Source organism: Xanthomonas sp. NCPPB 2586, assembly GCF_041475775.2.
GTDB lineage: Bacteria > Pseudomonadota > Gammaproteobacteria > Xanthomonadales > Xanthomonadaceae > Xanthomonas > Xanthomonas campestris.
The window spans coordinates 3876287-3903161 of the sequence record NZ_CM192981.1 but is presented as its reverse complement, the minus strand read 5'-3'; the positions used below and the strand labels follow the sequence as shown (position 1 = coordinate 3903161).

28 protein-coding genes and 4 tRNA genes are annotated in these 26875 nt (G+C 61.5%); all 32 read left to right on the top strand.

What is annotated here, in order from left to right; genetic code table 11:
- Nucleotides 1-39: 39 nt before the first annotated feature.
- Nucleotides 40-1131: a redox-regulated ATPase YchF gene (gene ychF, locus ACCQ09_RS17030; protein ID WP_040941712.1), complete on the top strand. Its 1092-nt coding sequence runs from the start codon at nt 40-42 to the stop codon at nt 1129-1131.
- A 151-nt stretch (nt 1132-1282) separates the two neighbouring features.
- Nucleotides 1283-1368 (top strand) — tRNA-Tyr (locus ACCQ09_RS17025).
- A gap of 29 nt (nt 1369-1397) precedes the next feature.
- Nucleotides 1398-1471 (top strand) — tRNA-Gly (locus ACCQ09_RS17020).
- Nucleotides 1472-1504: 33 nt separating this feature from the next.
- A tRNA-Thr gene (locus tag ACCQ09_RS17015) sits at nt 1505-1580 on the top strand.
- A 46-nt stretch (nt 1581-1626) separates the two neighbouring features.
- Complete coding sequence (tuf, locus tag ACCQ09_RS17010) at nt 1627-2817, top strand: elongation factor Tu (protein WP_040942179.1); 1191 nt, start codon at nt 1627-1629, stop codon at nt 2815-2817.
- A 104-nt stretch (nt 2818-2921) separates the two neighbouring features.
- A tRNA-Trp gene (locus tag ACCQ09_RS17005) sits at nt 2922-2997 on the top strand.
- 49 nt (nt 2998-3046) lie between these two features.
- Nucleotides 3047-3457, top strand: coding sequence for a preprotein translocase subunit SecE (gene secE / locus ACCQ09_RS17000; RefSeq protein ID WP_040941711.1), 411 nt, complete (start codon nt 3047-3049; stop codon nt 3455-3457).
- A gap of 13 nt (nt 3458-3470) precedes the next feature.
- Nucleotides 3471-4028 carry a transcription termination/antitermination protein NusG gene (gene nusG / locus ACCQ09_RS16995; protein ID WP_040941710.1) on the top strand — a complete coding sequence of 186 codons (558 nt, stop codon included), beginning with the start codon at nt 3471-3473 and terminating at the stop codon, nt 4026-4028.
- A 197-nt stretch (nt 4029-4225) separates the two neighbouring features.
- On the top strand, nt 4226-4654 hold the full coding sequence (gene rplK, locus ACCQ09_RS16990) for a 50S ribosomal protein L11 (protein ID WP_040941709.1): 429 nt from the start codon (nt 4226-4228) through the stop codon (nt 4652-4654).
- 3 nt (nt 4655-4657) lie between these two features.
- A complete protein-coding gene (gene rplA, locus ACCQ09_RS16985; protein WP_011036115.1) occupies nt 4658-5356 on the top strand; it encodes a 50S ribosomal protein L1 in 699 nt (232 codons plus the stop codon).
- 548 nt (nt 5357-5904) lie between these two features.
- On the top strand, nt 5905-6438 hold the full coding sequence (gene rplJ / locus ACCQ09_RS16980) for a 50S ribosomal protein L10 (RefSeq protein ID WP_011036116.1): 534 nt from the start codon (nt 5905-5907) through the stop codon (nt 6436-6438).
- Between the two features lie 54 nt (nt 6439-6492).
- Entirely contained in the window at nt 6493-6858 is a 366-nt protein-coding gene (gene rplL / locus ACCQ09_RS16975; RefSeq protein WP_011036117.1) for a 50S ribosomal protein L7/L12, read from the top strand.
- A 255-nt stretch (nt 6859-7113) separates the two neighbouring features.
- Complete coding sequence (rpoB, locus tag ACCQ09_RS16970; RefSeq protein ID WP_014506816.1) at nt 7114-11265, top strand: DNA-directed RNA polymerase subunit beta; 4152 nt, start codon at nt 7114-7116, stop codon at nt 11263-11265.
- A gap of 100 nt (nt 11266-11365) precedes the next feature.
- Nucleotides 11366-15583 carry a DNA-directed RNA polymerase subunit beta' gene (gene rpoC / locus ACCQ09_RS16965; protein WP_011036119.1) on the top strand — a complete coding sequence of 1406 codons (4218 nt, stop codon included), beginning with the start codon at nt 11366-11368 and terminating at the stop codon, nt 15581-15583.
- A gap of 223 nt (nt 15584-15806) precedes the next feature.
- Complete coding sequence (gene rpsL / locus ACCQ09_RS16960) at nt 15807-16181, top strand: 30S ribosomal protein S12 (protein WP_003469157.1); 375 nt, start codon at nt 15807-15809, stop codon at nt 16179-16181.
- Between the two features lie 12 nt (nt 16182-16193).
- A complete protein-coding gene (gene rpsG / locus ACCQ09_RS16955; RefSeq protein WP_005993356.1) occupies nt 16194-16661 on the top strand; it encodes a 30S ribosomal protein S7 in 468 nt (155 codons plus the stop codon).
- A gap of 137 nt (nt 16662-16798) precedes the next feature.
- Nucleotides 16799-18916, top strand: a complete 2118-nt coding sequence (gene fusA / locus ACCQ09_RS16950; RefSeq protein ID WP_011036120.1) for an elongation factor G — start codon at nt 16799-16801, stop codon at nt 18914-18916.
- Nucleotides 18917-18964: 48 nt separating this feature from the next.
- Nucleotides 18965-20155: an elongation factor Tu gene (gene tuf, locus ACCQ09_RS16945; RefSeq protein ID WP_040942179.1), complete on the top strand. Its 1191-nt coding sequence runs from the start codon at nt 18965-18967 to the stop codon at nt 20153-20155.
- A gap of 455 nt (nt 20156-20610) precedes the next feature.
- Nucleotides 20611-20922: a 30S ribosomal protein S10 gene (rpsJ, locus tag ACCQ09_RS16940; RefSeq protein WP_011036122.1), complete on the top strand. Its 312-nt coding sequence runs from the start codon at nt 20611-20613 to the stop codon at nt 20920-20922.
- Nucleotides 20923-20933: 11 nt separating this feature from the next.
- The gene (rplC, locus tag ACCQ09_RS16935; protein WP_011036123.1) at nt 20934-21584 is read left to right on the top strand and encodes a 50S ribosomal protein L3; all 651 of its coding nucleotides are present in this window, start codon (nt 20934-20936) and stop codon (nt 21582-21584) included.
- A gap of 12 nt (nt 21585-21596) precedes the next feature.
- Nucleotides 21597-22202, top strand: a complete 606-nt coding sequence (gene rplD / locus ACCQ09_RS16930) for a 50S ribosomal protein L4 (RefSeq protein WP_040941708.1) — start codon at nt 21597-21599, stop codon at nt 22200-22202.
- Complete coding sequence (rplW, locus tag ACCQ09_RS16925) at nt 22199-22498, top strand: 50S ribosomal protein L23 (protein ID WP_002811694.1); 300 nt, start codon at nt 22199-22201, stop codon at nt 22496-22498. Before rplD ends, rplW begins: the two co-directional genes overlap by 4 nt.
- Before the next feature lie 10 nt (nt 22499-22508).
- Nucleotides 22509-23336: a 50S ribosomal protein L2 gene (rplB, locus tag ACCQ09_RS16920; protein WP_040941707.1), complete on the top strand. Its 828-nt coding sequence runs from the start codon at nt 22509-22511 to the stop codon at nt 23334-23336.
- A 6-nt stretch (nt 23337-23342) separates the two neighbouring features.
- Nucleotides 23343-23612, top strand: coding sequence for a 30S ribosomal protein S19 (rpsS, locus tag ACCQ09_RS16915; RefSeq protein WP_005993369.1), 270 nt, complete (start codon nt 23343-23345; stop codon nt 23610-23612).
- Between the two features lie 12 nt (nt 23613-23624).
- Nucleotides 23625-23960, top strand: a complete 336-nt coding sequence (gene rplV, locus ACCQ09_RS16910; protein ID WP_003486710.1) for a 50S ribosomal protein L22 — start codon at nt 23625-23627, stop codon at nt 23958-23960.
- 17 nt (nt 23961-23977) lie between these two features.
- Nucleotides 23978-24712, top strand: a complete 735-nt coding sequence (gene rpsC / locus ACCQ09_RS16905; protein ID WP_011036126.1) for a 30S ribosomal protein S3 — start codon at nt 23978-23980, stop codon at nt 24710-24712.
- Between the two features lie 5 nt (nt 24713-24717).
- Entirely contained in the window at nt 24718-25131 is a 414-nt protein-coding gene (rplP, locus tag ACCQ09_RS16900; RefSeq protein WP_011036127.1) for a 50S ribosomal protein L16, read from the top strand.
- On the top strand, nt 25131-25316 hold the full coding sequence (rpmC, locus tag ACCQ09_RS16895) for a 50S ribosomal protein L29 (protein ID WP_011036128.1): 186 nt from the start codon (nt 25131-25133) through the stop codon (nt 25314-25316). The genes rplP and rpmC overlap by 1 nt, the downstream gene beginning before the upstream one ends.
- A gap of 11 nt (nt 25317-25327) precedes the next feature.
- Entirely contained in the window at nt 25328-25597 is a 270-nt protein-coding gene (gene rpsQ / locus ACCQ09_RS16890) for a 30S ribosomal protein S17 (RefSeq protein ID WP_011036129.1), read from the top strand.
- Nucleotides 25598-25611: 14 nt separating this feature from the next.
- Complete coding sequence (gene rplN, locus ACCQ09_RS16885; protein WP_003486699.1) at nt 25612-25980, top strand: 50S ribosomal protein L14; 369 nt, start codon at nt 25612-25614, stop codon at nt 25978-25980.
- A gap of 15 nt (nt 25981-25995) precedes the next feature.
- Nucleotides 25996-26313, top strand: a complete 318-nt coding sequence (gene rplX / locus ACCQ09_RS16880) for a 50S ribosomal protein L24 (protein ID WP_008571669.1) — start codon at nt 25996-25998, stop codon at nt 26311-26313.
- Nucleotides 26314-26324: 11 nt separating this feature from the next.
- Complete coding sequence (gene rplE / locus ACCQ09_RS16875) at nt 26325-26867, top strand: 50S ribosomal protein L5 (protein WP_010371090.1); 543 nt, start codon at nt 26325-26327, stop codon at nt 26865-26867.
- Nucleotides 26868-26875: the final 8 nt, after the last annotated feature.

Genomic DNA, 26875 nt, shown 5'->3' with positions numbered 1-26875 from the left:
CCATTCCCCATTCCCGATTCTCCATTCACTGGACAACCCATGGGTATCAAATGCGGCATCGTCGGCCTGCCCAACGTCGGCAAGTCGACCCTGTTCAATGCCTTGACCAAGGCCGGCATCGCCGCGGCCAATTTTCCGTTCTGCACGATCGAGCCCAACGTGGGCGTGGTGCCGGTGCCGGATCCGCGTCTGAATGAGCTGGCCGAGATCGTCAAGCCGCAGAAGCTGATTCCGACCGCGGTCGAGTTCGTCGATATCGCCGGCCTGGTGGCAGGTGCGGCAAGCGGCGAAGGGCTGGGCAACAAGTTCCTGGCGCACATCCGCGAGGTCGATGCAATCACCCACGTGGTGCGTTGCTTCGAGCATGCCGACATCATCCACGTGAACAACAAGGTCGACCCGATCGCCGATATCGAAACCATCGATACCGAGCTGGCGCTGGCCGACCTGGATAGCGTGGAAAAAGCCCTGAATCGTGCCGAGCGCAGTGCCAAGGGTGGCGATAAGGAAGCGGCAGCACGCAAGCCGGTGCTGGCCAAGTTGCAGGCGGCACTTGCCGACGGCAAGGCAGGGCGCTCCGCTGGTCTGGACGAGGAAGAGAAGGCGCTGGTGCGCGATCTATTCTTGCTCACGCTCAAGCCGGTGATGTACATCTGCAACGTGCTCGAAGACGGGTTCGAGAACAATCCGCACCTGGATGCCGTGCGTGCGCATGCCGCCACCGAAGGCGCCGAGGTCGTGCCGGTTTCCGCTGCGATCGAAGAAGAGTTGTCCCAGCTCGACGATGCCGACCGCGACACCTTCCTGGCCGATCTCGGTCTCGACGAGCCGGGCCTGAATCGCGTCATTCGCGCCGCCTACAAGTTGCTCGGGCTGCAGACCTACTTCACTGCAGGCGTCAAGGAGGTGCGTGCCTGGACGGTCAAGGCCGGTTCCACTGCGCCGCAGGCGGCCGCCGTGATCCATACCGACTTCGAGAAGGGCTTCATTCGCGCCGAGACGATCGCCTTCGATGACTTCATCAAGTATCGCGGCGAATCCGGTGCGCGCGACGCGGGTCGGCTACGTCTGGAAGGCAAGGAATACCGCGTCAAGGAAGGCGACGTGCTGCATTTCCGCTTCAACGTCTGAGGCGATGCGCGCGGCCCGCAGGGGCGTGCGCCATCTTCGGTGAAATTGCTCCAAATTTTTGTTGACACCGCATGCGTCCCACAGCAAAATAGCGGGCTGATTCACCCCGAACCGAATCGCTTTATCGCGCCCCGGTCCGGTAGTAAAAGCTGGAGGGATACCCAAGCGGCCAACGGGGGCAGACTGTAAATCTGCTGGCTTACGCCTTCGGTGGTTCGAATCCACCTCCCTCCACCAGTTTCATGTTGTGTCTTGCAGTTCCCGGCGCGGGAGTAGTTCAACGGTAGAACCTCAGCCTTCCAAGCTGATGGTGCGGGTTCGATTCCCGTCTCCCGCTCCATTGAACGTAAATGCATGGCATAATGCAAAACTCGCTCACGTAGCTCAGTCGGTAGAGCACCTCCTTGGTAAGGAGGAGGTCGAAGGTTCGATTCCTTTCGTGAGCACCATTACTCAATCGTCTTCAACTCCAAACGATTACCGAGACACGCACCCATGGCAAAAGCTAAATTTCTTCGCGAAAAGCTGCACGTTAACGTCGGCACCATCGGTCACGTCGACCATGGCAAGACCACGTTGACCGCTGCGCTGACCAAGATCGGTGCCGAGCGTTTCGGTGGCGAGTTCAAGGCGTACGACGCGATCGACGCAGCGCCGGAAGAGAAGGCGCGTGGTATCACGATCTCGACCGCGCACGTTGAATATGAGTCCGCAGTGCGCCATTACGCGCACGTCGATTGCCCCGGCCACGCCGACTATGTCAAGAACATGATCACAGGTGCTGCGCAGATGGATGGCGCGATCCTGGTGTGTTCGGCCGCTGACGGCCCGATGCCGCAGACCCGTGAGCACATCCTGCTCTCGCGTCAGGTCGGTGTGCCGCACATCGTCGTGTTCCTGAACAAGGCCGACATGGTCGACGACGCCGAGCTGCTTGAGCTGGTCGAGATGGAAGTGCGTGAGCTCCTGAGCAAGTACGACTTCCCGGGCGACGACACCCCGATCATCCACGGTTCGGCCCGTCTGGCGCTGGAAGGCGATCAGAGCGACATCGGTGTGCCGGCGATCCTGAAGCTGGTCGAAGCCCTGGATACCTTTATTCCGGATCCGACTCGCGACGTCGACCGTCCGTTCCTGATGCCGGTCGAAGACGTGTTCTCGATCTCGGGTCGTGGCACCGTGGTGACCGGCCGTATCGAGCGCGGCATCATCAAGGTGGGCGACGAAATCGAAATCGTCGGTATCCGCGACACGCAGAAGACCACGGTCACCGGCGTTGAAATGTTCCGCAAGTTGCTGGACCAGGGCCAGGCAGGCGACAACGCCGGTCTGCTGCTGCGCGGCACCAAGCGTGACGACGTGGAGCGCGGCCAGGTGCTGTGCAAGCCGGGTTCGATCAAGCCGCACACCGAGTTCGAAGCCGAAGTCTACGTGCTGTCGAAGGACGAGGGCGGCCGTCACACCCCGTTCTTCAAGGGCTACCGTCCGCAGTTCTACTTCCGCACCACCGACATCACTGGCGCATGCCAGCTGCCGGAAGGCGTGGAAATGGTGATGCCGGGCGATAACGTGAAGATGGTCGTGACCCTGATCAACCCGGTCGCGATGGACGAAGGTCTGCGCTTCGCAATCCGTGAAGGTGGCCGCACCGTCGGCGCCGGCGTGGTCGCCAAGATCGTCAAGTAAGTGCCTGCAATCCGGTGACTTCGGTCGCCGGGTTCATACGAATGGCGGGCCGGCTGAACCTCGGTCCGCCTTCGTTGTCTCAGGGTGTGCGGTAACGAGTACATACGCCAGTAGCTCAATTGGCAGAGCAGCGGTCTCCAAAACCGCAGGTTGGGGGTTCGAGTCCCTCCTGGCGTGCCACTCCTCTTTCCGGCCCAGCGATTCGGGTCAGATCGGTAACTAGAGCCGGATGAATAGCAAAATCGAGCCGTCCAAGAGCGCGTCGTCCGCTAGCGCTGATATTGTCAAATACGTCATCTCCGCGATCCTGGTGGTTGCGGGGTTGTTTGTGTGGTTCTGGTTTTCAACGCCGGAGCGTGCCACCCAATTTGGAGCCTGGACCCCGCAACTGCGTGCCCTGGCTGTGATCGTGGGCCTGGTAGCCGGCGCATTTGTGTTTCTGGGAACCGGCAAGGGTCGGGAAACCAGCGAATTTATGTCCGAATCCAGGTTCGAGCTGCGCAAGGTGGTCTGGCCAACACGCCAGGAAGCCATCCGCACCACCTGGGTCGTTATTGTTGTTGTGATCATTCTGAGTTTGCTGTTGGGCGGCTTCGACTTTGTCATCCAGAAGCTCACGCAGTGGTTCCTGGCTCGTTGAGGAGAATCAAGCAGTGAAGCGTTGGTATGTCGTTCACGCCTATTCAGGCTTCGAAAAATCCGTTGCGCAGGCTCTGCGCGACCGCATCGCACGCACCGAAATGGAAGAGCGTTTCGGCGGCGTGCTGGTGCCGACCGAAGAGGTTATCGAGATGCGCGCCGGGCAGAAGCGCCGCTCCGAGCGCAAGTTCTTCCCCGGCTACGTGCTGGTGCAGATCGAGACGCATGACGAGGCCGGTATTCCGCGCATCGATAACGAAAGCTGGCATCTGGTGAAGGAAACCCCGAAGGTCATGGGGTTCATCGGCGGCACCGCCGATCGTCCGTTGCCGATTCGCGATGAAGAAGCCGATGCGATCCTGCAGCGTGTGCAGGACGGTGTCGAAAAGCCGCGTCCGAAGGTGTTGTTCGAGCCTGGCCAGATGGTGCGTGTCACCGACGGCCCGTTCAACGACTTCAACGGCGTGGTGGAAGAAGTCAACTACGAGAAGAGCAGGCTGCGTGTCGCGGTGCTGATCTTCGGTCGCTCCACGCCGGTCGAGCTCGAGTTCGGCCAGGTCGAGAAGGGCTGACCCTGGCGGGTGCCTGCTAGGCACCCTTGCCAATTACTGCTATAGTGCGCGGCTCGCTCACCTGGCGACCGCCGGGAACCAATGGCTGCCGTACGGCGGCCATCTGCGCATTGTCAAAACGCGAAGCCGGGACGCGTGATTCTCCCGGTCCGATGGGGAGCCTGTTGTTCAGGCGCTAGCACCCGGAGAGTATTGAAATGGCTAAGAAAGTAGTTACTTACATCAAGTTGCAGGTCAAGGCCGGACAGGCCAATCCTGCGCCGCCGGTCGGTCCTGCGCTGGGTCAGCGCGGTCTGAACATCATGGAGTTCTGCAAGGCGTTCAATGCCGCGACCTCCAAGCTGGAGCCGGGCCTGCCGACGCCGGTGATCATCACCGCGTACTCGGACCGTACCTTCACCTTCATCACCAAGAGCACCCCGGCCAGCGTACTGCTCAAGAAGGCTGCCGGCGTGACCTCCGGGTCCAAGCGTCCGAACACCGACAAGGTGGGCAAGGTGACGCGCAAGCAGCTGGAAGAGATCGCCAAGGTCAAGGAAGCCGATCTCACGGCGGCCGAGCTGGAAGCGGCAGTGCGCACGATTGCGGGTTCTGCCCGCAGCATGGGTTTGACGGTGGAGGGCTAAGACATGGCACAGAGCAAGCGCGTGAAGGCCATTGCGGCCGCTGTCGTTCCGGGCAAGACCTATGCCTTCGAAGACGCAATCAAGATCCTGAAGACCTCCACCAAGGCCAAGTTCGTCGAGTCCATCGACGTCGCTGTGCGCCTGGGCGTGGACGCCAAGAAGTCCGACCAGCAGGTGCGCGGTTCCACCGTGTTGCCGGCCGGTACCGGCAAGAGCGTGCGCGTTGCAGTGTTCGCACCGGCTGGCGCCAAGGCTGACGAAGCCCTGGCTGCAGGCGCCGAAGCCGTGGGTATGGACGACCTGGCCGAGAAGATGCAGGCCGGCGATCTGAACTACGACGTGGTCATCGCGACCCCGGACGCTATGCGCGTCGTCGGTAAGCTCGGCACCCTGCTGGGTCCGCGCGGCCTGATGCCGAATCCGAAGGTCGGTACGGTTTCCCCGAACCCGGGTGAAGCGGTCAAGAACGCCAAGTCGGGTCAGGTGCGCTACCGCACCGACAAGGCCGGCATCATCCACTGCACCATCGGCAAGGCCAGCTTCGACGACGAAGCGCTGAAGTCGAATCTGCAGGCGCTGCTGCTGGATCTGGTCAAGGCCAAGCCCGCCACCTCCAAGGGTACCTACCTGCAGAAGGTGTCGGTCAGCTCGACCATGGGTCCCGGCGTGACCGTGGATCAGTCGAGCCTGTCGCTGAAGTAATGCAGTACGTCGGGCGTGTCACACGCCTGACGTGGTGTTGCAGTAATGCATTGTTTTTCCGGCCCGGGTCACCGTGTGCTGGGAGTCCGTTCCCTCCTTTGGGGAAACGGACATTTTGAAGGCGATCGCCGGTACTGCCGGCGGTAGCCGTCAAAGACCGCAGGCGCGGTCAGCGCAGATCGACGACGGGCAGGGATGCTCGCACTGGCATGGAGTCGCCGTCGAGACAGCGGGATCGCTTGATTGGTTCGTCAGAGCCGGCCGGCGTAGATGGTGTCGCCCTTCTGGAGTTTTCTGGTTAACGCGCTTCTGGGGCAACCCGGATCGAGCCCACTCCAGGTCTAGAACGGCCACCAGAGGAACATCGGTCGATGTTCCCGGCTTCCAGGAAGGAGGCTGCCCTGGACCGCAACCGGCAGGAGCCGCGAGCGGAGTAGTTTGAAGCGGGGATGAGGGATTCAGCGTTGGGGATTTGCAGGAGCTGCTTCATGGCTTTCGACGAATCACCGGTCACGAATCACCAGTCCCGGCTTTAACGGAGGAGTGCAATGGCTCTCAATCTGTCTCAGAAGCAAGAAGTAGTCGCCGAGCTGGCAGACATCGCCGCCAAGGCCCACTCCTTGATCGCCGCCGAATACGCTGGCATCACGGTCTCTCAGATGACCGCGATGCGCAAGCAGGCTCGCGAAACCGGCGTGTTCTTGAAAGTTGTCAAGAACACCCTGGCCGTGCGCGCTGTTGAAGGTACTGATTTCGCTGTCGCTGCTGACAAGCTGGTCGGTCCTTTGCTGTATGCGTTTTCGATGGAGGAGCCCGGCGCTGCCGGTCGCCTGATCAAGGAATTTGCCAAGGGCAACGACAAGTTGCAGGCCAAGGTCGTGTCCATCGGCGGGGAACTGTTCCCGGCCAGTCATGTGGACGTGTTGGCATCGCTGCCGACCCTCGACCAGGCTCTGGCCATGTTGGCCCGCGTGCTGTCCGAACCGGCTGCCATGTTCGCCCGTGCCGTCAAGGCCGTTGGCGACAAGCAGGGTGGTGGCGACGAAGCCGCCGCGCCGGTCGCCGAGACTGCCGAAGCTTGATGTCCTAGCGTTCGCTAGAACCCCAATCCAGAAAATCATTTAAAGGTAATCACAATGTCCCTTACCAACGAACAGATCGTCGACGCCATCGCCGAGAAGTCCCTGATGGAAGTGATGGAGCTGGTCAAGGCCATCGAAGAGAAGTTCGGCGTCTCCGCCGCTGCCCCGGTCGCAGCAGCTGCTGCCGGCCCGGCTGCCGTGGTCGAAGAGCAGACCGAGTTCACCGTGGTGCTGACCAGCCCCGGCGCCAACAAGGTTGCCGCGATTAAGGCTGTGCGCGGCGTGACCGGTCTCGGTCTGAAGGAAGCCAAGGATCTGACCGAAGCCGGCGGCATCCTGAAGGAAGGCGTCAGCAAGGATGAAGCTGAGAAGATCAAGAAGGAAATGACCGAAGCCGGCGCGACCGTCGAAGTCAAGTAAGCGGCATCTTGCATCGCCCCGCGTTTCATGGTGATGCACTGAAGGCTGGGGGCGTAAAGCCCCCGGCCTTTGGCCGTTCCGGAGAGGTGTCATTTTCGGATGGCCAAATCCAACTCGCAGTCTCAAGGAGTTGGTAGTTGGAAGTAGCAGGAGAAGGCGTGCTGGTGCCGGCAATACCAGCGACTTCCAACTGACAACTTTTGTTATTTCAGGGCCGCCGCAACGCGGCCCCCGCAGCCCAGGGTGGAAGACCTCATGACGTCTTATTCGTTCACCGAAAAGAAGCGTATCCGCAAGGACTTCGGTAAGCAGCGCTCGATTCTCGAAGTGCCGTTCCTGCTTGCCATCCAGGTGGATTCCTACCGCGAATTCCTGCAGGAAGACGTGGAGCCCAACAAGCGCAAGGACCTCGGTCTGCACGCGGCTCTGAAGTCGGTGTTCCCGATTTCCAGCTACAGCGGCAACGCCGCGCTGGAATACGTTGGTTACAAGTTGGGCGAGCCCGTGTTTGACGAGCGTGAATGCCGTCAGCGTGGCATGAGCTATGGCGCGCCGCTGCGCGTGACCGTGCGCCTGGTGATCTACGACCGCGAGTCGTCGACCAAGGCCATCAAGTACGTGAAGGAGCAGGAGGTCTATCTCGGCGAAATTCCGTTGATGACCGAAAACGGCACCTTCATCGTCAACGGTACCGAGCGCGTGATCGTCTCGCAGCTGCACCGTTCGCCGGGTGTGTTCTTCGACCACGACCGTGGCAAGACCCACAGCTCGGGCAAGCTGCTGTACAGCGCCCGCATCATTCCGTACCGCGGTTCCTGGCTGGACTTCGAGTTCGACCCGAAGGATGCGCTGTTCACCCGTATCGACCGTCGCCGCAAGCTGCCGGTCTCGATCCTGCTGCGTGCGCTTGGCTACAACAACGAAGAGATGTTGGCCGAGTTCTTCGAGATCAACACGTTCCACATCAACCCCGATGAAGGCGTGCAGCTGGAGCTGGTGCCGGAGCGTCTGCGTGGCGAAACGCTGAACTTCGACCTGGCCGATGGCGACAAGGTCATCGTGGAAGCCGGCAAGCGCATCACCGCGCGTCACGTCAAGCAGCTGGAAGCCGCCGGCGTTGCCGCGCTGGCCGTGCCGGACGACTACCTGGTCGGCCGCATCCTGTCGCACGACGTGGTCGATGGCTCGACCGGCGAGCTGCTGGCCAATGCCAACGACGAAATCAGCGAAGACCAGCTGGCTGCGTTCCGCAAGGCCGGCGTCGATGCCGTGGGCACCCTGTGGGTGAACGACCTGGATCGTGGCCCGTACCTGTCCAACACCTTGCGTATCGACCCGACCAAGACGCAGCTGGAAGCGCTGGTCGAGATCTACCGCATGATGCGTCCTGGCGAGCCGCCGACCAAGGAAGCCGCGCAGAACCTGTTCCACAACCTGTTCTTCACCTTCGAGCGCTATGACCTGTCCACGGTCGGCCGGATGAAGTTCAACCGTCGTGTCGGCCGCAAGGAAGTGCTGGGCGAGTCGGTGCTGTACGACAAGAAGTACTTTGCCGAGCGTAACGACGAAGAATCCAAGCGTCTGGTCGCCGAGCACGCCGACACCTCCGACATCCTGGAAGTGATCAAGGTGCTGACCGAGATCCGCAACGGTCGCGGCGTGGTCGATGACATCGATCACCTGGGCAACCGTCGCGTGCGTTCGGTCGGCGAAATGGCCGAGAACGTGTTCCGCGTGGGCCTGGTCCGCGTCGAGCGCGCGGTCAAGGAGCGTCTGTCGATGGCGGAGTCGGAAGGTCTGACCCCGCAGGAACTGATCAACGCCAAGCCAGTGGCTGCTGCGATCAAGGAGTTCTTCGGCTCCTCGCAGCTGTCGCAGTTCATGGACCAGAACAACCCGCTGTCGGAAGTGACGCACAAGCGTCGCGTCTCCGCGCTGGGCCCGGGCGGTCTGACCCGCGAGCGCGCCGGCTTCGAAGTGCGCGACGTGCATCCGACCCATTACGGCCGCGTCTGCACCATCGAAACACCGGAAGGCCCGAACATCGGCCTGATCAACTCGCTGGCCGTGTTCGCCCGCACCAACCAGTACGGCTTCCTTGAGACGCCGTACCGTAAGGTGCTGGACGGCAAGGTCTCCGACGACGTCGAGTACCTGTCGGCGATCGAGGAAAATGAGTACGTGATCGCACAGGCGAATGCGCTGACCGACGCCAAGAACATGCTCACCGAGCAGTTCGTGCCGTGCCGGTTCCAGGGCGAGTCGCTGCTCAAGCCGCCGGCTGAAGTGCACTTCATGGACGTCTCGCCGATGCAGACCGTGTCGGTCGCCGCGGCGCTGGTGCCGTTCCTGGAACACGATGACGCAAACCGTGCACTGATGGGCGCCAACATGCAGCGCCAGGCCGTGCCGACCCTGCGTTCGCAGAAGCCGCTGGTGGGTACCGGTATCGAGCGTGCGGTTGCGCGCGACTCGGGCGTGACTGTGAATGCCCGCCGTGGTGGTGTGATCGAGCAGATCGACGCCGCACGCATCGTGGTCAAGGTCAATGAGGCAGAAATTGGCGGCGGCACCGATGCCGGCGTGGATATCTACAACCTGATCAAGTACACCCGCTCCAACCAGAACACCTGCATCAACCAGCGTCCGCTGGTGAACGTGGGTGACGTGATCGCGCGCGGCGACGTGCTGGCCGACGGCCCGTCCACCGACATCGGTGAACTGGCGCTGGGTCAGAACATGCTGATCGCCTTCATGCCCTGGAACGGCTACAACTTCGAAGACTCCATCCTGCTCTCCGAGCGCGTGGTGGAAGAGGATCGTTACACCACGATCCACATCGAAGAACTGACCTGCGTTGCGCGTGACACCAAGCTGGGGCCGGAGGAAATTTCCGCCGACATCCCGAACGTGTCCGAGCAGGCGTTGAACCGTCTGGATGAAAGCGGCGTTGTGTACATCGGTGCAGAAGTGCGCGCCGGCGACATCATGGTCGGCAAGGTCACGCCGAAGGGCGAGAGCCAGCTGACCCCGGAAGAAAAGCTGCTGCGTGCGATCTTCGGTGAGAAGGCCTCCGACGTGAAGGACAGCTCGCTGCGCGTGCCCCCGGGCATGGACGGCACCGTCATCGACGTGCAGGTCTTCACCCGTGACGGCATCGAGAAGGACAAGCGTGCGCGCCAGATCGAGGAATCCGAGATCAAGCGCGTCAAGAAGGACTTCGACGACCAGTTCCGCATCCTTGAAGCGGCCATCTACGCACGGTTGAGGTCCCAGATCGTGGGCAAGGTCGCCAATGGCGGTCCGAACCTGAAGAAGGGCGACAACGTCACCGACGCGTACCTGGACGGCCTGAAGAAGTCCGACTGGTTCCAGCTGCGCATGAAGGACGATGACGCAGCCGATGCGATCGAACGCGCGCAGAAGCAGATCCAGGCGCACGAGAAGGAATTCGAAGCACGCTTCGCCGACAAGCGCGGCAAGATCACCCAGGGCGATGACCTCGCACCGGGCGTGCTGAAGATGGTCAAGGTGTTCCTGGCGGTGAAGCGCCGCATCCAGCCGGGCGACAAGATGGCAGGCCGCCACGGCAACAAGGGTGTGGTCTCCAACGTCGTGCCTGTCGAGGACATGCCGTACATGGCCACCGGCGAGCCGGTCGACATCGTGCTGAACCCGCTGGGCGTGCCGTCGCGTATGAATATCGGCCAGATCCTGGAAGTGCATCTGGGCTGGGCAGCCAAGGGCCTGGGTCGCAAGATCCAGCGCATGCTGGAAGCCCAGACCGCAGTCAGCGAGCTGCGCAAGTTCCTCGACGACATCTACAACCACGACAGCGCGATCAATGCCGAGCGCGTGGACCTGTCGCAGTTCAGCGATGAGGAATTGCTCAACCTGGGCAAGAACCTGATCGATGGCGTGCCGATGGCCACCCCGGTGTTCGACGGTGCCAGCGAAGCGGAGATCAAGCGCATGCTGGAACTGGCCGAACTGCCGCAGAGCGGTCAGACCCAGCTGTACGACGGTCGTACCGGCGAAGCGTTCGATCGCAAGACCACGGTTGGCTACATGCATTACCTGAAGTTGAACCACTTGGTCGACGACAAGATGCATGCCCGCTCGACCGGCCCTTACTCGCTCGTTACCCAGCAGCCGCTGGGCGGCAAGGCGCAGTTCGGTGGTCAGCGCTTCGGTGAGATGGAAGTCTGGGCGCTGGAAGCCTACGGTGCGGCCTACACCCTGCAGGAAATGCTGACGGTGAAGTCCGACGACGTGCAGGGCCGCAACCAGATGTACAAGAACATCGTCGATGGTGAGCACGAGATGGTCGCGGGCATGCCGGAATCCTTCAACGTGTTGGTGAAGGAAATCCGCTCGCTGGCGATCAACATGGAACTGGAAGAGTGATCGGACAGGACCCGGGGGCCGCCACGCGGCGCCCGGTGTCCTCCCGCATGACCGCCTGTTTCATCTCAGATACGAAATTCCTCCGACCCGGAGATATCAAATGAAAGACCTGCTCAATCTCTTCAATCAGCAGCGCCAGACGCTGGATTTCGACGCGATCAAGATCGCGCTGGCGTCGCCGGACCTGATTCGTTCGTGGTCCTACGGCGAAGTGAAGAAGCCCGAAACCATCAACTACCGGACCTTCAAGCCCGAGCGTGACGGCCTGTTCTGCGCCGCCATCTTCGGACCGATCAAGGACTACGAGTGCCTGTGCGGCAAGTACAAGCGCATGAAGCACCGTGGCGTGGTCTGCGAAAAGTGCGGCACCGAAGTCACCCTGGCCAAGGTGCGTCGCGAGCGCATGGGTCACATCGACCTGGCCTCGCCGGTCGCGCACATCTGGTTCCTCAAGTCGCTGCCGTCGCGCATCGGCCTGATGCTGGACATGACCCTGCGTGACATCGAGCGCGTGCTGTACTTCGAAGCCTATGTCGTCACCGAGCCGGGCCTGACCCCGCTCGAGCGCCGCCAGCTGCTGACCGAAGAGCAGTACCTGACCGCACGCCAGGAGTACAACGACGACTTCGACGCCGCCATGGGCGCCGAGGCCGTGTACGAGCTGCTGCGCACGATCGACCTGCAGTCGGAAATGACCCGTCTGCGCGAAGAAATCGCCAGCACCGGTTCGGAAACCAAGCTCAAGCGCCTCACCAAGCGCATCAAGCTGATCGAAGCCTTCCTGGAATCGGGTAACCGTCCGGAGTGGATGGTCATGACCGTGCTTCCCGTGCTGCCGCCGGACCTGCGTCCGCTGGTGCCGCTGGATGGTGGCCGCTTCGCGACCTCGGATCTGAACGATCTGTACCGCCGCGTGATCAACCGCAACAACCGTCTGCGCCGCCTGCTGGAGCTCAACGCTCCGGACATCATCGTGCGCAACGAAAAGCGCATGCTGCAGGAATCGGTGGATGCGCTGCTGGACAACGGCCGTCGTGGTCGTGCCATCACCGGCACCAACAAGCGTCCGCTGAAGTCGCTGGCCGACATGATCAAGGGCAAGCAGGGCCGGTTCCGTCAGAACCTGCTCGGCAAGCGCGTGGACTACTCCGGCCGTTCGGTCATCACCGTCGGTCCGTACCTCAAGCTGCACCAGTGCGGCCTGCCGAAGAAGATGGCGCTGGAGCTGTTCAAGCCGTTCGTGTTCGCCAAGCTGCAGCGTCGCGGCCTGGCCACCACCATCAAGGCCGCCAAGAAGCTGGTCGAGCGCGAAGAAGCCGAAGTCTGGGACATCCTGGAAGAGGTGATCCGCGAGCATCCGGTGCTGCTGAACCGTGCGCCGACCCTGCACCGTCTGGGCATCCAGGCGTTCGAGCCGGTGTTGATCGAAGGCAAGGCCATCCAGCTGCATCCGCTGGTCTGCACCGCGTTCAACGCCGACTTCGACGGTGACCAGATGGCCGTCCACGTGCCGCTCTCGCTGGAAGCCCAGCTGGAAGCGCGTGCGCTGATGATGTCCACCAACAACATCCTGTCGCCGGCCAACGGCGAGCCGATCATCGTGCCGTCGCAGGACGTGGTGTTGGGCCTGTACTACATGAGCCGCGCCCTGGAGAACAAGAAGGGCGAGGGCATGGTGTTTGCCAACACCAGCGAAGTGAAGCGCGCCTACGACAACCGCGTGGTGGAACTGCACGCCAAGGTCAAGGTGCGCATCACCCAGGTGGACGTCGACACCGTCGACGGCAAGCGCACCAGCGGCACCTCGATCGTGGATACCACGGTCGGCCGTGCGCTGCTGAGCGAAATCCTGCCCGAAGGCCTGCCGTTCCAGCTGGCCAACACCGAGATGACCAAGAAGAACATCTCGCGTCTGATCAACTCCAGCTACCGTCTGCTGGGCTTGAAGGACACGGTCGTGTTCGCCGACAAGCTGATGTACACCGGCTATGCCTACGCAACCCGCGCAGGCGTGTCGATCGGCATCGACGACATGCTGATCCCGGACGAGAAGAAGGGCATCCTCACCGAGGCAGAAGCCGAAGTGCTGGAAATCCAGGAGCAGTACCAGTCCGGTCTGGTCACCGCCGGCGAGCGCTATAACAAGGTCGTGGACATCTGGTCGCGTACCAGCGAGCGCATCGCCAAGGCGATGATGGACACCATCGGTACCGAGAAGGTCGAAAATGCCAAGGGCGAAACCATCGACCAGAAGTCGATGAACTCGCTCTACATCATGGCCGACTCCGGTGCGCGTGGTAGCCAGGCGCAGATCCGTCAGCTGGCCGGTATGCGCGGCCTGATGGCGCGTCCGGACGGCTCGATCATCGAGACGCCCATCAAGGCGAACTTCCGCGAAGGCCTGAACGTGCAGGAGTACTTCAACTCCACCCACGGTGCCCGTAAGGGTCTGGCCGATACCGCGTTGAAGACGGCGAACTCGGGTTACCTGACCCGTCGTCTGGTCGACGTGGCGCAGGACGTGGTGATCACCGAAGTCGATTGCGGCACCACCGAGGGGTTGATCATGACCCCGATCGTGGAAGGCGGCGACGTGGTGGAGCCGTTGAAGGAGCGCGTGCTGGGCCGTGTCGTGGCCGAGGACGTGTACCTGCCGGGCAACGACGAAGAACCGATCGTCACCCGCAACACGCTGCTCGACGAAGCCTGGGTTGCCAAGCTGGAAGACGCCAGCGTGCAGTCGGTGAAGGTGCGTTCGACCATCAGCTGCGAATCCTCGTTCGGCGTGTGCGCACGCTGCTACGGCCGCGATCTCGCACGTGGTCACCAGGTCAACATCGGCGAAGCGGTCGGCGTCATCGCCGCGCAGTCGATCGGTGAGCCGGGTACCCAGCTGACCATGCGTACGTTCCACATCGGTGGTGCGGCATCGCGTGCGGCTGCGGTGGACAACATCACCGTCAAGACCACCGGTTCGGTGAAGTTCAACAACCTCAAGTCGGTGGCGCATGCCAGCGGCGCACTGGTTGCGGTCTCGCGTTCGGGCGAACTGTCCGTGCTCGATGGCCATGGCCGTGAGCGTGAGCGTTACAAGCTGCCCTACGGTGCCACCATCACCGCCAAGGATGGTGATGCAGTCAAGGCCGGTCAGGCCGTGGCCAATTGGGATCCGCATAACCACCCGATCGTGTCGGAAGTGGCCGGTTTCATTCGCTTCATCGACTTCGTCGACGGCGTCACCGTCATCGAGAAGACCGACGAACTGACTGGTCTGGCGTCGCGCGAAATCACCGACCCGAAGCGTCGTGGTGCCCAGGCCAAGGAGCTGCGCCCGATCGTGCGCATCGTTGATGCCAAGGGCAATGATCTGACCATTCCGAACACGGATCTGCCGGCGCAGTACCTGCTGCCGCCGCGCTCGATCGTCAACCTGCAGGACGGCGCCGCCGTCGGCGTGGGCGACGTGGTGGCGAAGATCCCGCAGGAAGCGTCGAAGACCCGCGACATCACCGGTGGTCTGCCGCGCGTGGCCGATCTGTTCGAAGCACGCAAGCCGAAGGATCCTGCGATCCTGGCCGAGCGCTCGGGCATCATCAGCTTCGGTAAGGACACCAAGGGCAAGCAGCGTCTGATCATCAAGGACACCGATGGCAGCGAACACGAAGAGCTGATTCCCAAGTACCGCCAGATCATCGTGTTCGAAGGCGAACACGTGACCAAGGGCGAGACCGTGGTGGACGGCGAGCCGAGCCCGCAGGACATCCTGCGTCTGCTGGGTGTCGAGCCGCTGGCCGCGTATCTGGTCAAGGAAATCCAGGACGTGTACCGCCTGCAGGGCGTGAAGATCAACGACAAGCACATCGAGGTGATCACTCGCCAGATGCTGCGTAAGGTCGAGATCACCGATCAGGGCAACAGCAAGTTCCTCAACGGCGAGCAGGTCGAGCGCCAGCGCGTCATCGAGGAAAATGCACGCCTGGTCACGCGCAACGAGCTGCCGGCCAAGTACGACCCAGTGCTGCTGGGTATCACCAAAGCCTCGCTGGCCACCGAGTCGTTCATCTCGGCGGCGTCGTTCCAGGAGACCACACGCGTGTTGACCGAAGCTGCCGTCCGCGGCACCCGCGATAACCTGCGCGGTCTGAAGGAAAACGTCATCGTGGGTCGTCTGATTCCGGCCGGTACCGGTCTGGCGTATCACGCCGGTCGCCGCAAGGCATCGGGTCTGACCGACTCGGAAATGGAAACGCTGTCCGGCAAGCCGGCAGTGGTTGAACCGGTCGCGACCGTGGCCGACGCTGGTGCGGACGAGGAGTAAGCGCTCCGACGGCGGCCGCAAGGCCGCCGGTAGCCAAGCGAAAAGGAGGGCAGGAGGCCCTCCGTTTTCCGGCCTTTGGATGGGCCAGCAGGGTTAGATTTCCGTGAAGTTGACGGAGTTTCGTCCTGCCAGCTATACTTCCCTGTCTCGGCGGGCCGTTATTCGGCCTGCCTTCGTTTTCATGCAAGGCCGTTTTTTGGCCTCCAATCAGAAGAATCGACTGATGGCAACGATTAATCAGCTGGTCCGCAAGCCTCGGCAGGCGACCACCTACAAGAGTGCCTCCCCGGCACTGGACAAGTGTCCGCAGCGCCGTGGCGTTTGCACGCGCGTCTATACCACAACCCCGAAGAAGCCGAACTCGGCCCTTCGTAAGGTCGCCAAGGTGCGCCTGACGAACCAGGAAGAGGTCATCAGCTACATCGGTGGTGAAGGCCACAACCTGCAGGAGCACTCCGTGGTCCTGATTCGTGGTGGTCGCGTCAAGGATCTTCCCGGTGTGCGTTATCACACCGTCCGTGGTTCGCTGGACGCCGCCGGCGTCGCAAAGCGCCGTCAAGGTCGTTCCAAGTACGGCGCCAAGCGCCCGAAGAGCTAAGGAAATACACCAATGTCCCGTAAAGGTTCTACTCCGCAGCGCACCGTCCTGCCTGATCCAAAGCATGGCAGCGAAACCATTGCCCGCTTCATCAATATGGTGATGCAAAGTGGCAAGAAGTCGGTTGCTGAGAAAATTGTCTATGGCGCAATGGACGTCATTGGCGAAAAGAATCCGAATGCCGTCGAGCTGGTGCAGAAAGCACTGGACAACGTGGCCCCGGCTGTCGAAGTCAAATCGCGTCGCGTCGGTGGTGCTACCTATCAGGTGCCCGTCGAAGTGCGCTCCTCCCGTCGCATGGCGCTGGCAATGCGCTGGTTGATCGATTCCGCGCGCAAGCGTGGCGAGAACACCATGCCGCGCAAGCTGGCTGCAGAACTGTTGGACGCCTCGGAAAGCCGTGGCGGCGCGATCAAGAAGCGCGAAGAGACTCACCGTATGGCGGAGGCGAACAAGGCGTTCGCACATTACCGCTGGTGACCTCGGGGGCCTTGGTAACGGGGCCCTTCAGCACCATATGAGTGCTGTTTGCGACGCGCAAAGCGTCGCATCCAATCCGAAGGCCGCCGAAAGGCGGCGTTCGGCCATCCGAAATCCAAGAAATTGAGAGGCTCCCCGTGGCCCGTACCACTCCCATCGAGCGTTACCGCAACTTCGGCATCATGGCGCACATCGACGCCGGCAAGACCACCACGTCCGAGCGCATCCTGTTCTACACCGGCGTCAGTCACAAGATCGGCGAAGTCCATGACGGCGCTGCAGTGATGGACTGGATGGAGCAGGAGCAGGAGCGTGGCATCACCATCACCTCCGCTGCGACCACCGCATTCTGGACGGGTATGGACAAGTCCATGCCGCAGCACCGCTTCAACATCATCGATACCCCCGGGCACGTCGACTTCACCATCGAAGTGGAGCGTTCCTTGCGCGTGCTCGACGGTGCGGTGTTCGTGCTGTGCGCCGTGGGTGGCGTGCAGCCGCAGTCCGAGACCGTGTGGCGTCAGGCCAACAAGTACTCGGTGCCGCGCATGGCCTTCGTCAACAAGATGGACCGTACCGGTGCCAACTTCGACAAGGTCGTCGAGCAGCTGAAGGCCCGTCTGGGCGCTTATGCTGTGCCGATGCAGGTGCCGATCGGCGCCGAAGACGGCTTTGAGGGCGTGGTCGATCTGCTCAAGATGAAGGCGATCCATTGGGACACCGCTTCGCAGGGCACCACCTTCGAATACCGCGACATTCCGGCCGATCTGGTCGATGTGGCGACCGAGGCGCGTTCGTTCATGGTCGAAGCGGCTGCTGAAGCCAGTGAAGCCCTGATGGACAAGTACCTCAACGACGGCGACCTGAGCGAAGACGAGATCCTGTCGGGTCTGCGCGAGCGCACCCTGAAGGTCGAGATCGTGCCGGTGTTCTGTGGCTCGGCGTTCAAGAACAAGGGCGTGCAGGCCATGCTCGACGGCGTCGTGCACCTGCTGCCGTCGCCTGCCGATCGTCCGCCGGTGCAGGGCATCGACGAGAACGAGAAGGAAGACACCCGTGATGCGACGGACACCGCGCCGTTCTCGGCACTGGCGTTCAAGATCATGACCGACCCGTTCGTCGGTTCGCTGACGTTCTTCCGTGTCTACTCGGGCACCTTGAACTCCGGCGACCAGGTCTACAACCCGGTCAAGTCGAAGAAAGAGCGCGTGGGCCGCATCCTGCAGATGCACTCCAACAACCGCGAAGAGATCAAGGAAGTGCGTGCGGGCGACATCGCCGCGGCTGTGGGCCTGAAGGACGTCACCACCGGTGACACCCTCTGTGCGCAGGACAAGATCATCACCCTGGAGCGCATGGTGTTCCCGGAGCCGGTGATCTCGATGGCGGTGGAGCCGAAGACCAAGTCGGACCAGGAAAAGATGGGCATGGCCCTGGGCCGTCTGGCGCAGGAAGATCCCTCGTTCCGCGTCAAGACCGACGAAGAATCCGGCCAGACCATTATCTCGGGCATGGGCGAGTTGCACCTGGACATCATCGTCGACCGCATGCGTCGCGAATTCAATGTCGAGGCCAACGTCGGCAAGCCGCAGGTGGCCTACCGCGAAACGATCCGCAAGTCGGACGTCAAGTCCGACTACAAGCACGCCAAGCAGTCCGGTGGTAAGGGTCAGTACGGTCACGTGGTGATCGAGCTGTCGCCGATGACCGAAGAAGATCGCAAGAACGATAGCGTCAAGGACGATTTCCTCTTCATCAACGACATCACCGGCGGCATCATCCCGAAGGAATTCATCCCCTCGGTTGAAAAGGGTCTGCGCGAAACGATCACCAGTGGTCCGATCGCCGGCTTCCCGGTGGTGGGCGTGAAGGTCAAGCTGGTGTTCGGCTCGTACCACGACGTCGACTCCTCGGAAATGGCGTTCAAGCTGGCCGCGTCGATGGCGTTCAAGCAGGGCTTCGCGAAAGCCAGCCCGGTGTTGCTGGAGCCGATCATGAAGGTCGAAATCGTCAGCCCGGAGGATTACCTGGGTGACGTGATGGGCGACGTGAGCCGCCGTCGTGGCGTGTTGCAGGGTCAGGACGACAGCCCGTCGGGCAAGATCATCAACGCGATGATTCCGCTGGGTGAAATGTTCGGCTACGCGACCTCGCTGCGCTCGATGAGCCAGGGTCGCGCGACGTTCTCAATGGAATTCGACCACTACGAAGAGGCACCGGCCAACATCGCCGACGCCGTCACCAAGAAGGGCTGAGTTCGCTCAGCCGCTTCACAAAATTTTCCAATTTAGAGGTAGTTAGTCATGGCAAAAGCTAAATTTCTTCGCGAAAAGCTGCACGTTAACGTCGGCACCATCGGTCACGTCGACCATGGCAAGACCACGTTGACCGCTGCGCTGACCAAGATCGGTGCCGAGCGTTTCGGTGGCGAGTTCAAGGCGTACGACGCGATCGACGCAGCGCCGGAAGAGAAGGCGCGTGGTATCACGATCTCGACCGCGCACGTTGAATATGAGTCCGCAGTGCGCCATTACGCGCACGTCGATTGCCCCGGCCACGCCGACTACGTCAAGAACATGATCACAGGTGCTGCGCAGATGGATGGCGCGATCCTGGTGTGTTCGGCCGCTGACGGCCCGATGCCGCAGACCCGTGAGCACATCCTGCTCTCGCGTCAGGTCGGTGTGCCGCACATCGTCGTGTTCCTGAACAAGGCCGACATGGTCGACGACGCCGAGCTGCTTGAGCTGGTCGAGATGGAAGTGCGTGAGCTCCTGAGCAAGTACGACTTCCCGGGCGACGACACCCCGATCATCCACGGTTCGGCCCGTCTGGCGCTGGAAGGCGATCAGAGCGACATCGGTGTGCCGGCGATCCTGAAGCTGGTCGAAGCCCTGGATACCTTTATTCCGGATCCGACCCGCGACGTCGACCGTCCGTTCCTGATGCCGGTCGAAGACGTGTTCTCGATCTCGGGTCGTGGCACCGTGGTGACCGGCCGTATCGAGCGCGGCATCATCAAGGTCGGCGATGAAATCGAAATCGTCGGTATCCGCGACACGCAGAAGACCACGGTCACCGGCGTTGAAATGTTCCGCAAGTTGCTGGACCAGGGCCAGGCAGGCGACAACGCCGGTCTGCTGCTGCGCGGCACCAAGCGTGACGACGTGGAGCGCGGCCAAGTGCTGTGCAAGCCGGGTTCGATCAAGCCGCACACCGAGTTCGAAGCCGAAGTCTACGTGCTGTCGAAGGACGAGGGCGGCCGTCACACCCCGTTCTTCAAGGGCTACCGTCCGCAGTTCTACTTCCGCACCACCGACATCACTGGCGCATGCCAGCTGCCGGAAGGCGTGGAAATGGTGATGCCGGGCGATAACGTGAAGATGGTCGTGACCCTGATCAACCCGGTCGCGATGGACGAAGGTCTGCGCTTCGCAATCCGTGAAGGTGGCCGCACCGTCGGCGCCGGCGTGGTCGCCAAGATCGTCAAGTAAGTGCCTGCAATCCGGTGACTTCGGTCGCCGGAAAGTAGAGAGAAGGGTCGGCGCAAGCCGGCCCTTTTTTATTGTGCAGTGAAGCGGGGGCGCGTTGCGGGGATTGATCCTGCAAGGCTTGCGCGGGCCAAATCACGTGGCTATAATGCGCGGCTCGGCGTTCCTGGGTAGGGCGCTGAGTTACAGCGAAAAGAACGGCAGGACGCCGCTCGTGTTCGCCAGACCGGGAAGGTCGCGTCGCATGGAGCACTCAGCAACTCACGTTGTTGACCGTGCTCTTGTTGCGCATTATACTTTTCCGTCTGGGCAGACCGGTTTACCGGCCTGCCCCAGTTTTTGGGCGGAGGAAGTGCCCTCGTCGGCAGGATGCACGGCGATTTCATCTACGCAGGAATATCGGGGCAGGTATCCCAGAGGCCTTGCCCGTCGCTCTTTTAACGAAGGAACCCACCGTCATGGCGGACCAAAAGATCCGGATTCGGCTGAAGGCGTTCGATCATCGTTTGATCGACCGTTCGGCCAGCGAGATCGTCGAAACGGCCAAGCGGACCGGCGCGCAAGTGCGTGGCCCGATCCCGTTGCCGACCAAGATCGAACGTTACACCATCCTCGTATCCCCGCATGCCGACAAGGATGCGCGTGACCAATACGAAACCCGCACGCACAAGCGTGTGCTCGATATCGTCGACCCTAACGACAAGACCGTGGACGCGCTGATGAAGCTCGAACTCGCGGCTGGCGTCGACGTCCAGATCAAGCTGACCTGAGGACTACGACCATGACGAAGAAATATTCGTTGGGCTTCGTGGGCCGCAAGGCTGGTATGAGCCGCGTCTTTACTGAAGACGGCCGCTCGGTACCGGTCACGCTGATCGAAGCAACTCCGAACCGCATCGCGCAGATCAAGACCGTCGAAGTTGACGGCTACAGCGCCGTGCAGATTACCGTTGGTGCCCGTCGCGCCGCGCTGGTTAACAAGCCGGCTGCTGGTCACTTCGCCAAGGCGAAGGTGGAAGCGGGTCGCGGCCTGTGGGAATTCCGCGTTGAAGATGCGCAGCTCGGCGATTTCGCCGTCGGCGGCGAAATCAAGGCGGACATCTTTGAGGTCGGCCAGAAGGTCGACGTCCAGGGCGTCACCAAGGGTAAGGGTTTCCAGGGCACCATCAAGCGCTACAACTTCCGTATGGGCGATGCAACTCACGGTAACTCGCTGTCGCATCGCGCGCCGGGTTCGTTGGGTCAGCGCCAGACCCCGGGTCGCGTTTTCCCGGGTAAGAAGATGTCGGGCCACATGGGCGCCGTGCAGCAAAGCACGCAGAACCTGGAAGTGGTCAAGGTCGACGTCGAACGTGGTCTGATTGCCATCCGCGGCGCCGTGCCTGGCGCAGCTGGTGGTGACGTGATCGTCCGTCCGGCGAGCAAGGCATAAGGAGAGATGACGATGGAACTCGTTATCACGGGTAGCAACAACAAGGTCTCGGTCTCCGATGCCGTGTTCGGTCGCGAATTCAGCGAAGATCTGGTTCACCAGGTTGTCGTCGCTTATCGCAATTCCGGCCGCGCCGGCACCAAGGCACAGAAGACGCGTTCGGAAGTTGCGGGCACGACCAAGAAGTCGAAGAAGCAGAAGGGCGGCGGTGCGCGTCATGGCGCGCTGACGGCTCCGATCTTCGTCGGCGGCGGCGTGACCTTTGCGGCCAAGCCGCGCAGCTTCGAGCAGAAGGTCAACCGCAAGATGTACCGTGCGGCCATCTGCGCGATCTTCTCCGAGCTGAACCGTCAGGGTCGTCTGATGATCGTCGACTCGTTCGACATCGAAGCAACCAAGACCAAGGGTCTGATCGAGAAGCTGAAGGGGATGGATGTGGGCAAGCGCCCGCTGATCGTCACCGAAGAAGCCTCCGAGCACCTGTATCTGTCCGCCCGCAATCTGCCGTATGTGCAGGTGCGTGATGTGCAGGGTCTGGATCCGGTCGCTCTGGTCGGGGCCGACACGGTCGTGATCACCGCTGACGCGGTCAAGAAGGTCGAGGAGTGGCTGGCATGAGCAGCAACGAAAAAATCTTCAGCGTGCTGCGTGCTCCGCGAGTCTCCGAAAAGACCGCGCGCCTGCAGGAAATCTCCAACCAGTATGTCTTCGAAGTTTCGAACGAAGCCACCAAAGCCGATGTAAAGGCCGCGGTTGAGCAGCTGTTCGACGTCAAGGTCAAAGCGGTCAACGTGGTCAATGTGAAGGGTAAAAGCAAGTCCTTCCGTAACCGTGCTGGCAGCCGTGGCAATTGGCGCAAGGCATACGTCCGCCTGGTTGATGGTCAGTCCATCGACGTAACGGCCAAGGCCTGAGGTCCAACCCATGCCATTGATGAAGTTCAAACCCACCTCTCCCGGCCGTCGTTCCGCCGTGCGCGTGGTTACTCCCGATCTGCACAAGGGCGCGCCGCATGCGGCACTGCTCGACTCGCAGAGCAAGTCCGGTGGTCGTAACCACCATGGCCGCATCACCGTGCGTCACGTCGGTGGTGGCCACAAGCAGCACTACCGCATCATCGACTTCAAGCGCAACAAGGAAGGCATTCCGGCGCGTGTGGAGCGGATTGAATACGATCCGAACCGTACCGCTCATATCGCCCTGCTGTGCTATGTCGACGGCGAGCGCCGCTACATCATCGCCCCCAAGGGCCTGAAGGCGGGTGACCAGGTCATCGCCGGTGCCAACGCACCGATCAAGACCGGTAACGCGCTGCCGCTGCGCAACATCCCGGTCGGTACGACGGTCCACGGTATCGAACTGAAGCCGGGTAAGGGCGCTCAGATCGCACGTGCAGCCGGTGCAGCCGTCCAGCTGGTCGCTCGCGAAGGCATCTATGCCACGCTGCGTCTGCGCTCGGGCGAAATGCGCAAGGTGCCGGTCGAGTGCCGCGCCACCATCGGCGAAGTCGGCAACGACGAGCACAACCTCGAGAAGCTGGGCAAGGCCGGCGCCAAGCGTTGGCGCGGTGTTTGCCCGACCGTTCGCGGTGCGGCCATGAACCCGGTCGATCACCCGCACGGTGGTGGTGAGGCCAAGGCTGGCCAGGGTAATCCGCATCCGGTCACCCCGTGGGGTGTTCCGACCAAGGGTTACAAGACGCGCAAGAACAAGCGCACCCAGCAATTCATCGTCCGCGATCGTAGGGGCTAATCGACCATGGCACGTTCACTTAAGAAGGGCCCGTTCGTCGATCACCACCTTGCAAAGAAGGTGGAGTCCGCTGCGGGTAGCAAGAAGCCGATCAAGACCTGGTCGCGCCGTTCGATGATCCTGCCGGAAATGGTAGGCATCACCATCGCCGTGCATAACGGCAAGAACCACATTCCGGTGCTCGTCAACGAGAATATGGTCGGCCACAAGCTCGGCGAATTTGCCGTCACCCGGACCTTCAAGGGTCACGGTGGCGACAAGAAGTCGAGCAGGTAAGGAGAGATGACGATGGAAGCGAAAGCAATCCTGCGCACCGCGCGCATCTCCCCGCAGAAGGCCCGCCTGGTCGCTGACCAGGTGCGTGGACTGTCCGCCGAACGTGCGGTCAATCTGCTGAAGTTCTCGGACAAGAAGGCTGCGCACCTGATCAAAAAGGTCGTGGAGTCGGCTATTGCCAATGCCGAGAACAATCAGGGCGCGGATGTCGACGAGCTGAAGGTCAAGACCATCATGGTTGATGAAGGTCCCTCCCTGAAGCGTTTCATGGCGCGGGCGAAAGGCCGCGGTACCCGCATCCTCAAGCGCACCAGCCACATCACTGTGGTTGTGGGCGCCGCCAAGTAAGCGGAAAGGAAAAGACCATGGGTCATAAAGTTCATCCGACTGGAATCCGCCTCGGCATCGCCAAGGACTGGAATTCCAAGTGGTACGCAAGCAAGGCCGACTTCGCCGCTTATCTGGCAGCCGACCTGAAAGTGCGTGAAATGCTGCGCAAGAAGCTCGCGCAGGCAGGCATCAGCAAGATCTTGATCGAGCGCCCTGCCAAAACCGCCCGCGTGACGATCCACACTGCCCGTCCGGGCGTGGTGATCGGCAAGCGTGGTGAGGACATCGAAAAGCTGCGCAAGGAAGTGAGCGAGATGATGGGTGTTCCTGCCCACATCAACGTCACCGAAGTGCGCAAGCCGGAGCTGGACGCGCAGCTGGTCGCCGAGTCGATCGCGCAGCAGCTGGAGCGTCGCATCATGTTCCGCCGTGCAATGAAGCGCTCGGTCGGTAACGCGATGCGCCTGGGTGCCCTGGGCATCAAGGTCAATGTGGCTGGCCGCCTCAACGGTGCAGAAATCGCCCGTTCGGAGTGGTACCGCGAAGGCCGCGTGCCGCTGCACACGCTACGTGCCGACATCGATTACGGTTTTGCCGAGGCGTCCACGACGTACGGCATCATCGGGATCAAGGTCTGGATCTATAAGGGCGAGGTCTTTGACTTCTCCCAGGTTGGCCAGGAGAAGCAGGACGACAGCCCGCGCAACGATCGTAACGATCGCGGCGACCGTGGTGACCGTCCTTCGCGCCCGGCTCGTGAAGCGAGGTAACGGCAATGTTGCAACCCAAGCGAACCAAATATCGCAAGATGCACAAGGGCCGCAATGACGGCCTGGCATGGAGCGGAAACGCCGTCAGCTTCGGCGAATACGGCCTCAAGGCCACTGCGCACGGTCAGCTGACCGCGCGTCAGATCGAAGCCGCCCGCCGTACGATCAGCCGCCACGTCAAAAAGGGCGGCAAGATGTGGATCCGTGTGTTCCCCGACAAGCCGATCACCAAGAAGCCGATCGAAGTCCGCATGGGCTCCGGTAAGGGCAACGTGGAGTACTGGGTCGCGCAGATTCAGCCGGGCCGCATGATCTATGAAATCGAGGGTATTCCCGAGGACATCGCACGTGAGGCGTTCCGCCTTGCCGCCGCGAAGCTTTCGGTGACCACCACTTTCGTGACCCGGACGGTGCGCTGATGGATATCAAACAACTCCGCGAGAAGTCGGCTGACGAACTGAAGGCCCACCTGACCGATCTGCGTAAGGAGCAATTCTCGCTCCGCATGCAGCAGGTCACCGGCCAGCTGCCGAAGACCCACGAAACCCGCCGGGTGCGCCGCGAGATTGCTCGCGTCAAGCACCTGCTCGGCAGCACCCAGTAAGGATGGCCGCGATGAGCGACAACAACGAAAAGCAAACGCTGCGCACGGTCGAAGGCCGTGTCGTCAGCAACAAGATGGACAAGACGGTCACCGTGTTGGTGGAGCGCCAGGTCAAGCACCCGTTGTACGGTAAGTACATCAAGCGCTCGTCCAAGCTGCACGCACACGACGCCGACAATGCCTGCAACGAAGGCGATGTCGTGCGCGTGACTGAAATTGCGCCAATGTCCAAGACCAAGAACTGGCGGGTGGTCGAAATCGTCACCCGTGCGGCCGTCTAAGGGAGATCTGAATCATGATCCAGATGCAGAGCTACCTCGATGTGGCCGACAATTCGGGTGCCAAGGAAGTGATGTGCATCAAGGTGCTGGGCGGCTCTAAGCGCCGCTACGCACACATCGGTGACATCATCAAGGTGACCGTCAAGGACGCCATCCCGCGTGGCAAGGTCAAGAAGGGCGAAGTCTACGACGCCGTCGTGGTGCGTACCCGCAAGGGTGTGCGCCGTCCCGACGGTTCGCTGATCCGCTTCGACGGCAATGCCGCTGTGCTGTTGAACAACAAGCAGGAGCCGATCGGGACCCGCATCTTCGGGCCGGTGACGCGCGAGCTGCGTTCCGAGAAGTTCATGAAGATCGTCTCGCTCGCTCCCGAAGTGCTGTGAGCGGAGGACATACACATGGCTAACCGTATCAAGAAGGGCGACCAGGTCGTCATCAACACCGGCAAGGACAAGGGTAAGCAGGGTGAAGTGGTGCGTGTGGAGGGCGATCGCGTGATCGTCTCCAACGCCAACGTCATCAAGCGCCATACCAAGCCGAACCCGCAGGCGGGTGTCGCCGGCGGCGTGGTCGAGCGTGAAGCGTCGATCCATATCTCCAACGTCAATATCGTCAACCCGGCAACGGGCAAGGGCGAGCGCGTTGGCTTCAAGGTGCTGGAGGATGGACGCAAATTGCGTGTGTTCCGCTCCAGCGGTGAGGCGCTCGACGCCTGAGGAATGAGATCATGAACACTCGTCTCGAAAAGTTTTACAAGGAAAACGTGGTGCCGGCCCTGATGAAGGAATTCGGCTACACCAATCCGATGGAAGTGCCGAAGCTGGTCAAGGTCACGCTCAACATGGGCGTGGGCGAAGCGGCAACCAACAAGAAGATCCTGGAAAATGCGGTCGCCGACATGTCCAAGATTTCCGGTCAAAAGCCGGTGGTCACCAAGTCGCGCGTTTCGGTCGCATCGTTCAAGATCCGCGACGGTTGGCCGATCGGCTGCAAGACCACGTTGCGTCGCGCCAAGATGTACGAGTTTCTGGACCGTCTGATCAACATCTCGTTGCCGCGCGTGCGCGACTTCCGTGGTGTCTCGGGTCGCTCCTTTGACGGTCGTGGCAATTTCAACATGGGTGTGAAGGAGCAGATCATCTTCCCGGAAATCGACTTCGACGCCGTCGACGCGATTCGCGGTATGGATATCGCCATCACCACCACCGCCAAGACGGATGCGGAAGCGAAGGCGCTGCTGGCAGCGTTCAAGTTCCCGTTCCGTAACTGACCGTCGAG

Coding starts and splice junctions, on each gene's coding strand:
- ychF (WP_040941712.1), top strand. CDS start 40: ATGGGTATCAAATGCGGCATCGTCGGCCTGCCCAACGTCGGCAAGTCG.
- tuf (WP_040942179.1), top strand. CDS start 1,627: ATGGCAAAAGCTAAATTTCTTCGCGAAAAGCTGCACGTTAACGTCGGC.
- secE (WP_040941711.1), top strand. CDS start 3,047: ATGAATAGCAAAATCGAGCCGTCCAAGAGCGCGTCGTCCGCTAGCGCT.
- rplK (WP_040941709.1), top strand. CDS start 4,226: ATGGCTAAGAAAGTAGTTACTTACATCAAGTTGCAGGTCAAGGCCGGA.
- rplA (WP_011036115.1), top strand. CDS start 4,658: ATGGCACAGAGCAAGCGCGTGAAGGCCATTGCGGCCGCTGTCGTTCCG.
- rplJ (WP_011036116.1), top strand. CDS start 5,905: ATGGCTCTCAATCTGTCTCAGAAGCAAGAAGTAGTCGCCGAGCTGGCA.
- rplL (WP_011036117.1), top strand. CDS start 6,493: ATGTCCCTTACCAACGAACAGATCGTCGACGCCATCGCCGAGAAGTCC.
- rpoB (WP_014506816.1), top strand. CDS start 7,114: ATGACGTCTTATTCGTTCACCGAAAAGAAGCGTATCCGCAAGGACTTC.
- rpoC (WP_011036119.1), top strand. CDS start 11,366: ATGAAAGACCTGCTCAATCTCTTCAATCAGCAGCGCCAGACGCTGGAT.
- rpsL (WP_003469157.1), top strand. CDS start 15,807: ATGGCAACGATTAATCAGCTGGTCCGCAAGCCTCGGCAGGCGACCACC.
- rpsG (WP_005993356.1), top strand. CDS start 16,194: ATGTCCCGTAAAGGTTCTACTCCGCAGCGCACCGTCCTGCCTGATCCA.
- tuf (WP_040942179.1), top strand. CDS start 18,965: ATGGCAAAAGCTAAATTTCTTCGCGAAAAGCTGCACGTTAACGTCGGC.
- rpsJ (WP_011036122.1), top strand. CDS start 20,611: ATGGCGGACCAAAAGATCCGGATTCGGCTGAAGGCGTTCGATCATCGT.
- rplC (WP_011036123.1), top strand. CDS start 20,934: ATGACGAAGAAATATTCGTTGGGCTTCGTGGGCCGCAAGGCTGGTATG.
- rplD (WP_040941708.1), top strand. CDS start 21,597: ATGGAACTCGTTATCACGGGTAGCAACAACAAGGTCTCGGTCTCCGAT.
- rplW (WP_002811694.1), top strand. CDS start 22,199: ATGAGCAGCAACGAAAAAATCTTCAGCGTGCTGCGTGCTCCGCGAGTC.
- rplB (WP_040941707.1), top strand. CDS start 22,509: ATGCCATTGATGAAGTTCAAACCCACCTCTCCCGGCCGTCGTTCCGCC.
- rpsS (WP_005993369.1), top strand. CDS start 23,343: ATGGCACGTTCACTTAAGAAGGGCCCGTTCGTCGATCACCACCTTGCA.
- rplV (WP_003486710.1), top strand. CDS start 23,625: ATGGAAGCGAAAGCAATCCTGCGCACCGCGCGCATCTCCCCGCAGAAG.
- rpsC (WP_011036126.1), top strand. CDS start 23,978: ATGGGTCATAAAGTTCATCCGACTGGAATCCGCCTCGGCATCGCCAAG.
- rplP (WP_011036127.1), top strand. CDS start 24,718: ATGTTGCAACCCAAGCGAACCAAATATCGCAAGATGCACAAGGGCCGC.
- rpmC (WP_011036128.1), top strand. CDS start 25,131: ATGGATATCAAACAACTCCGCGAGAAGTCGGCTGACGAACTGAAGGCC.
- rpsQ (WP_011036129.1), top strand. CDS start 25,328: ATGAGCGACAACAACGAAAAGCAAACGCTGCGCACGGTCGAAGGCCGT.
- rplN (WP_003486699.1), top strand. CDS start 25,612: ATGATCCAGATGCAGAGCTACCTCGATGTGGCCGACAATTCGGGTGCC.
- rplX (WP_008571669.1), top strand. CDS start 25,996: ATGGCTAACCGTATCAAGAAGGGCGACCAGGTCGTCATCAACACCGGC.
- rplE (WP_010371090.1), top strand. CDS start 26,325: ATGAACACTCGTCTCGAAAAGTTTTACAAGGAAAACGTGGTGCCGGCC.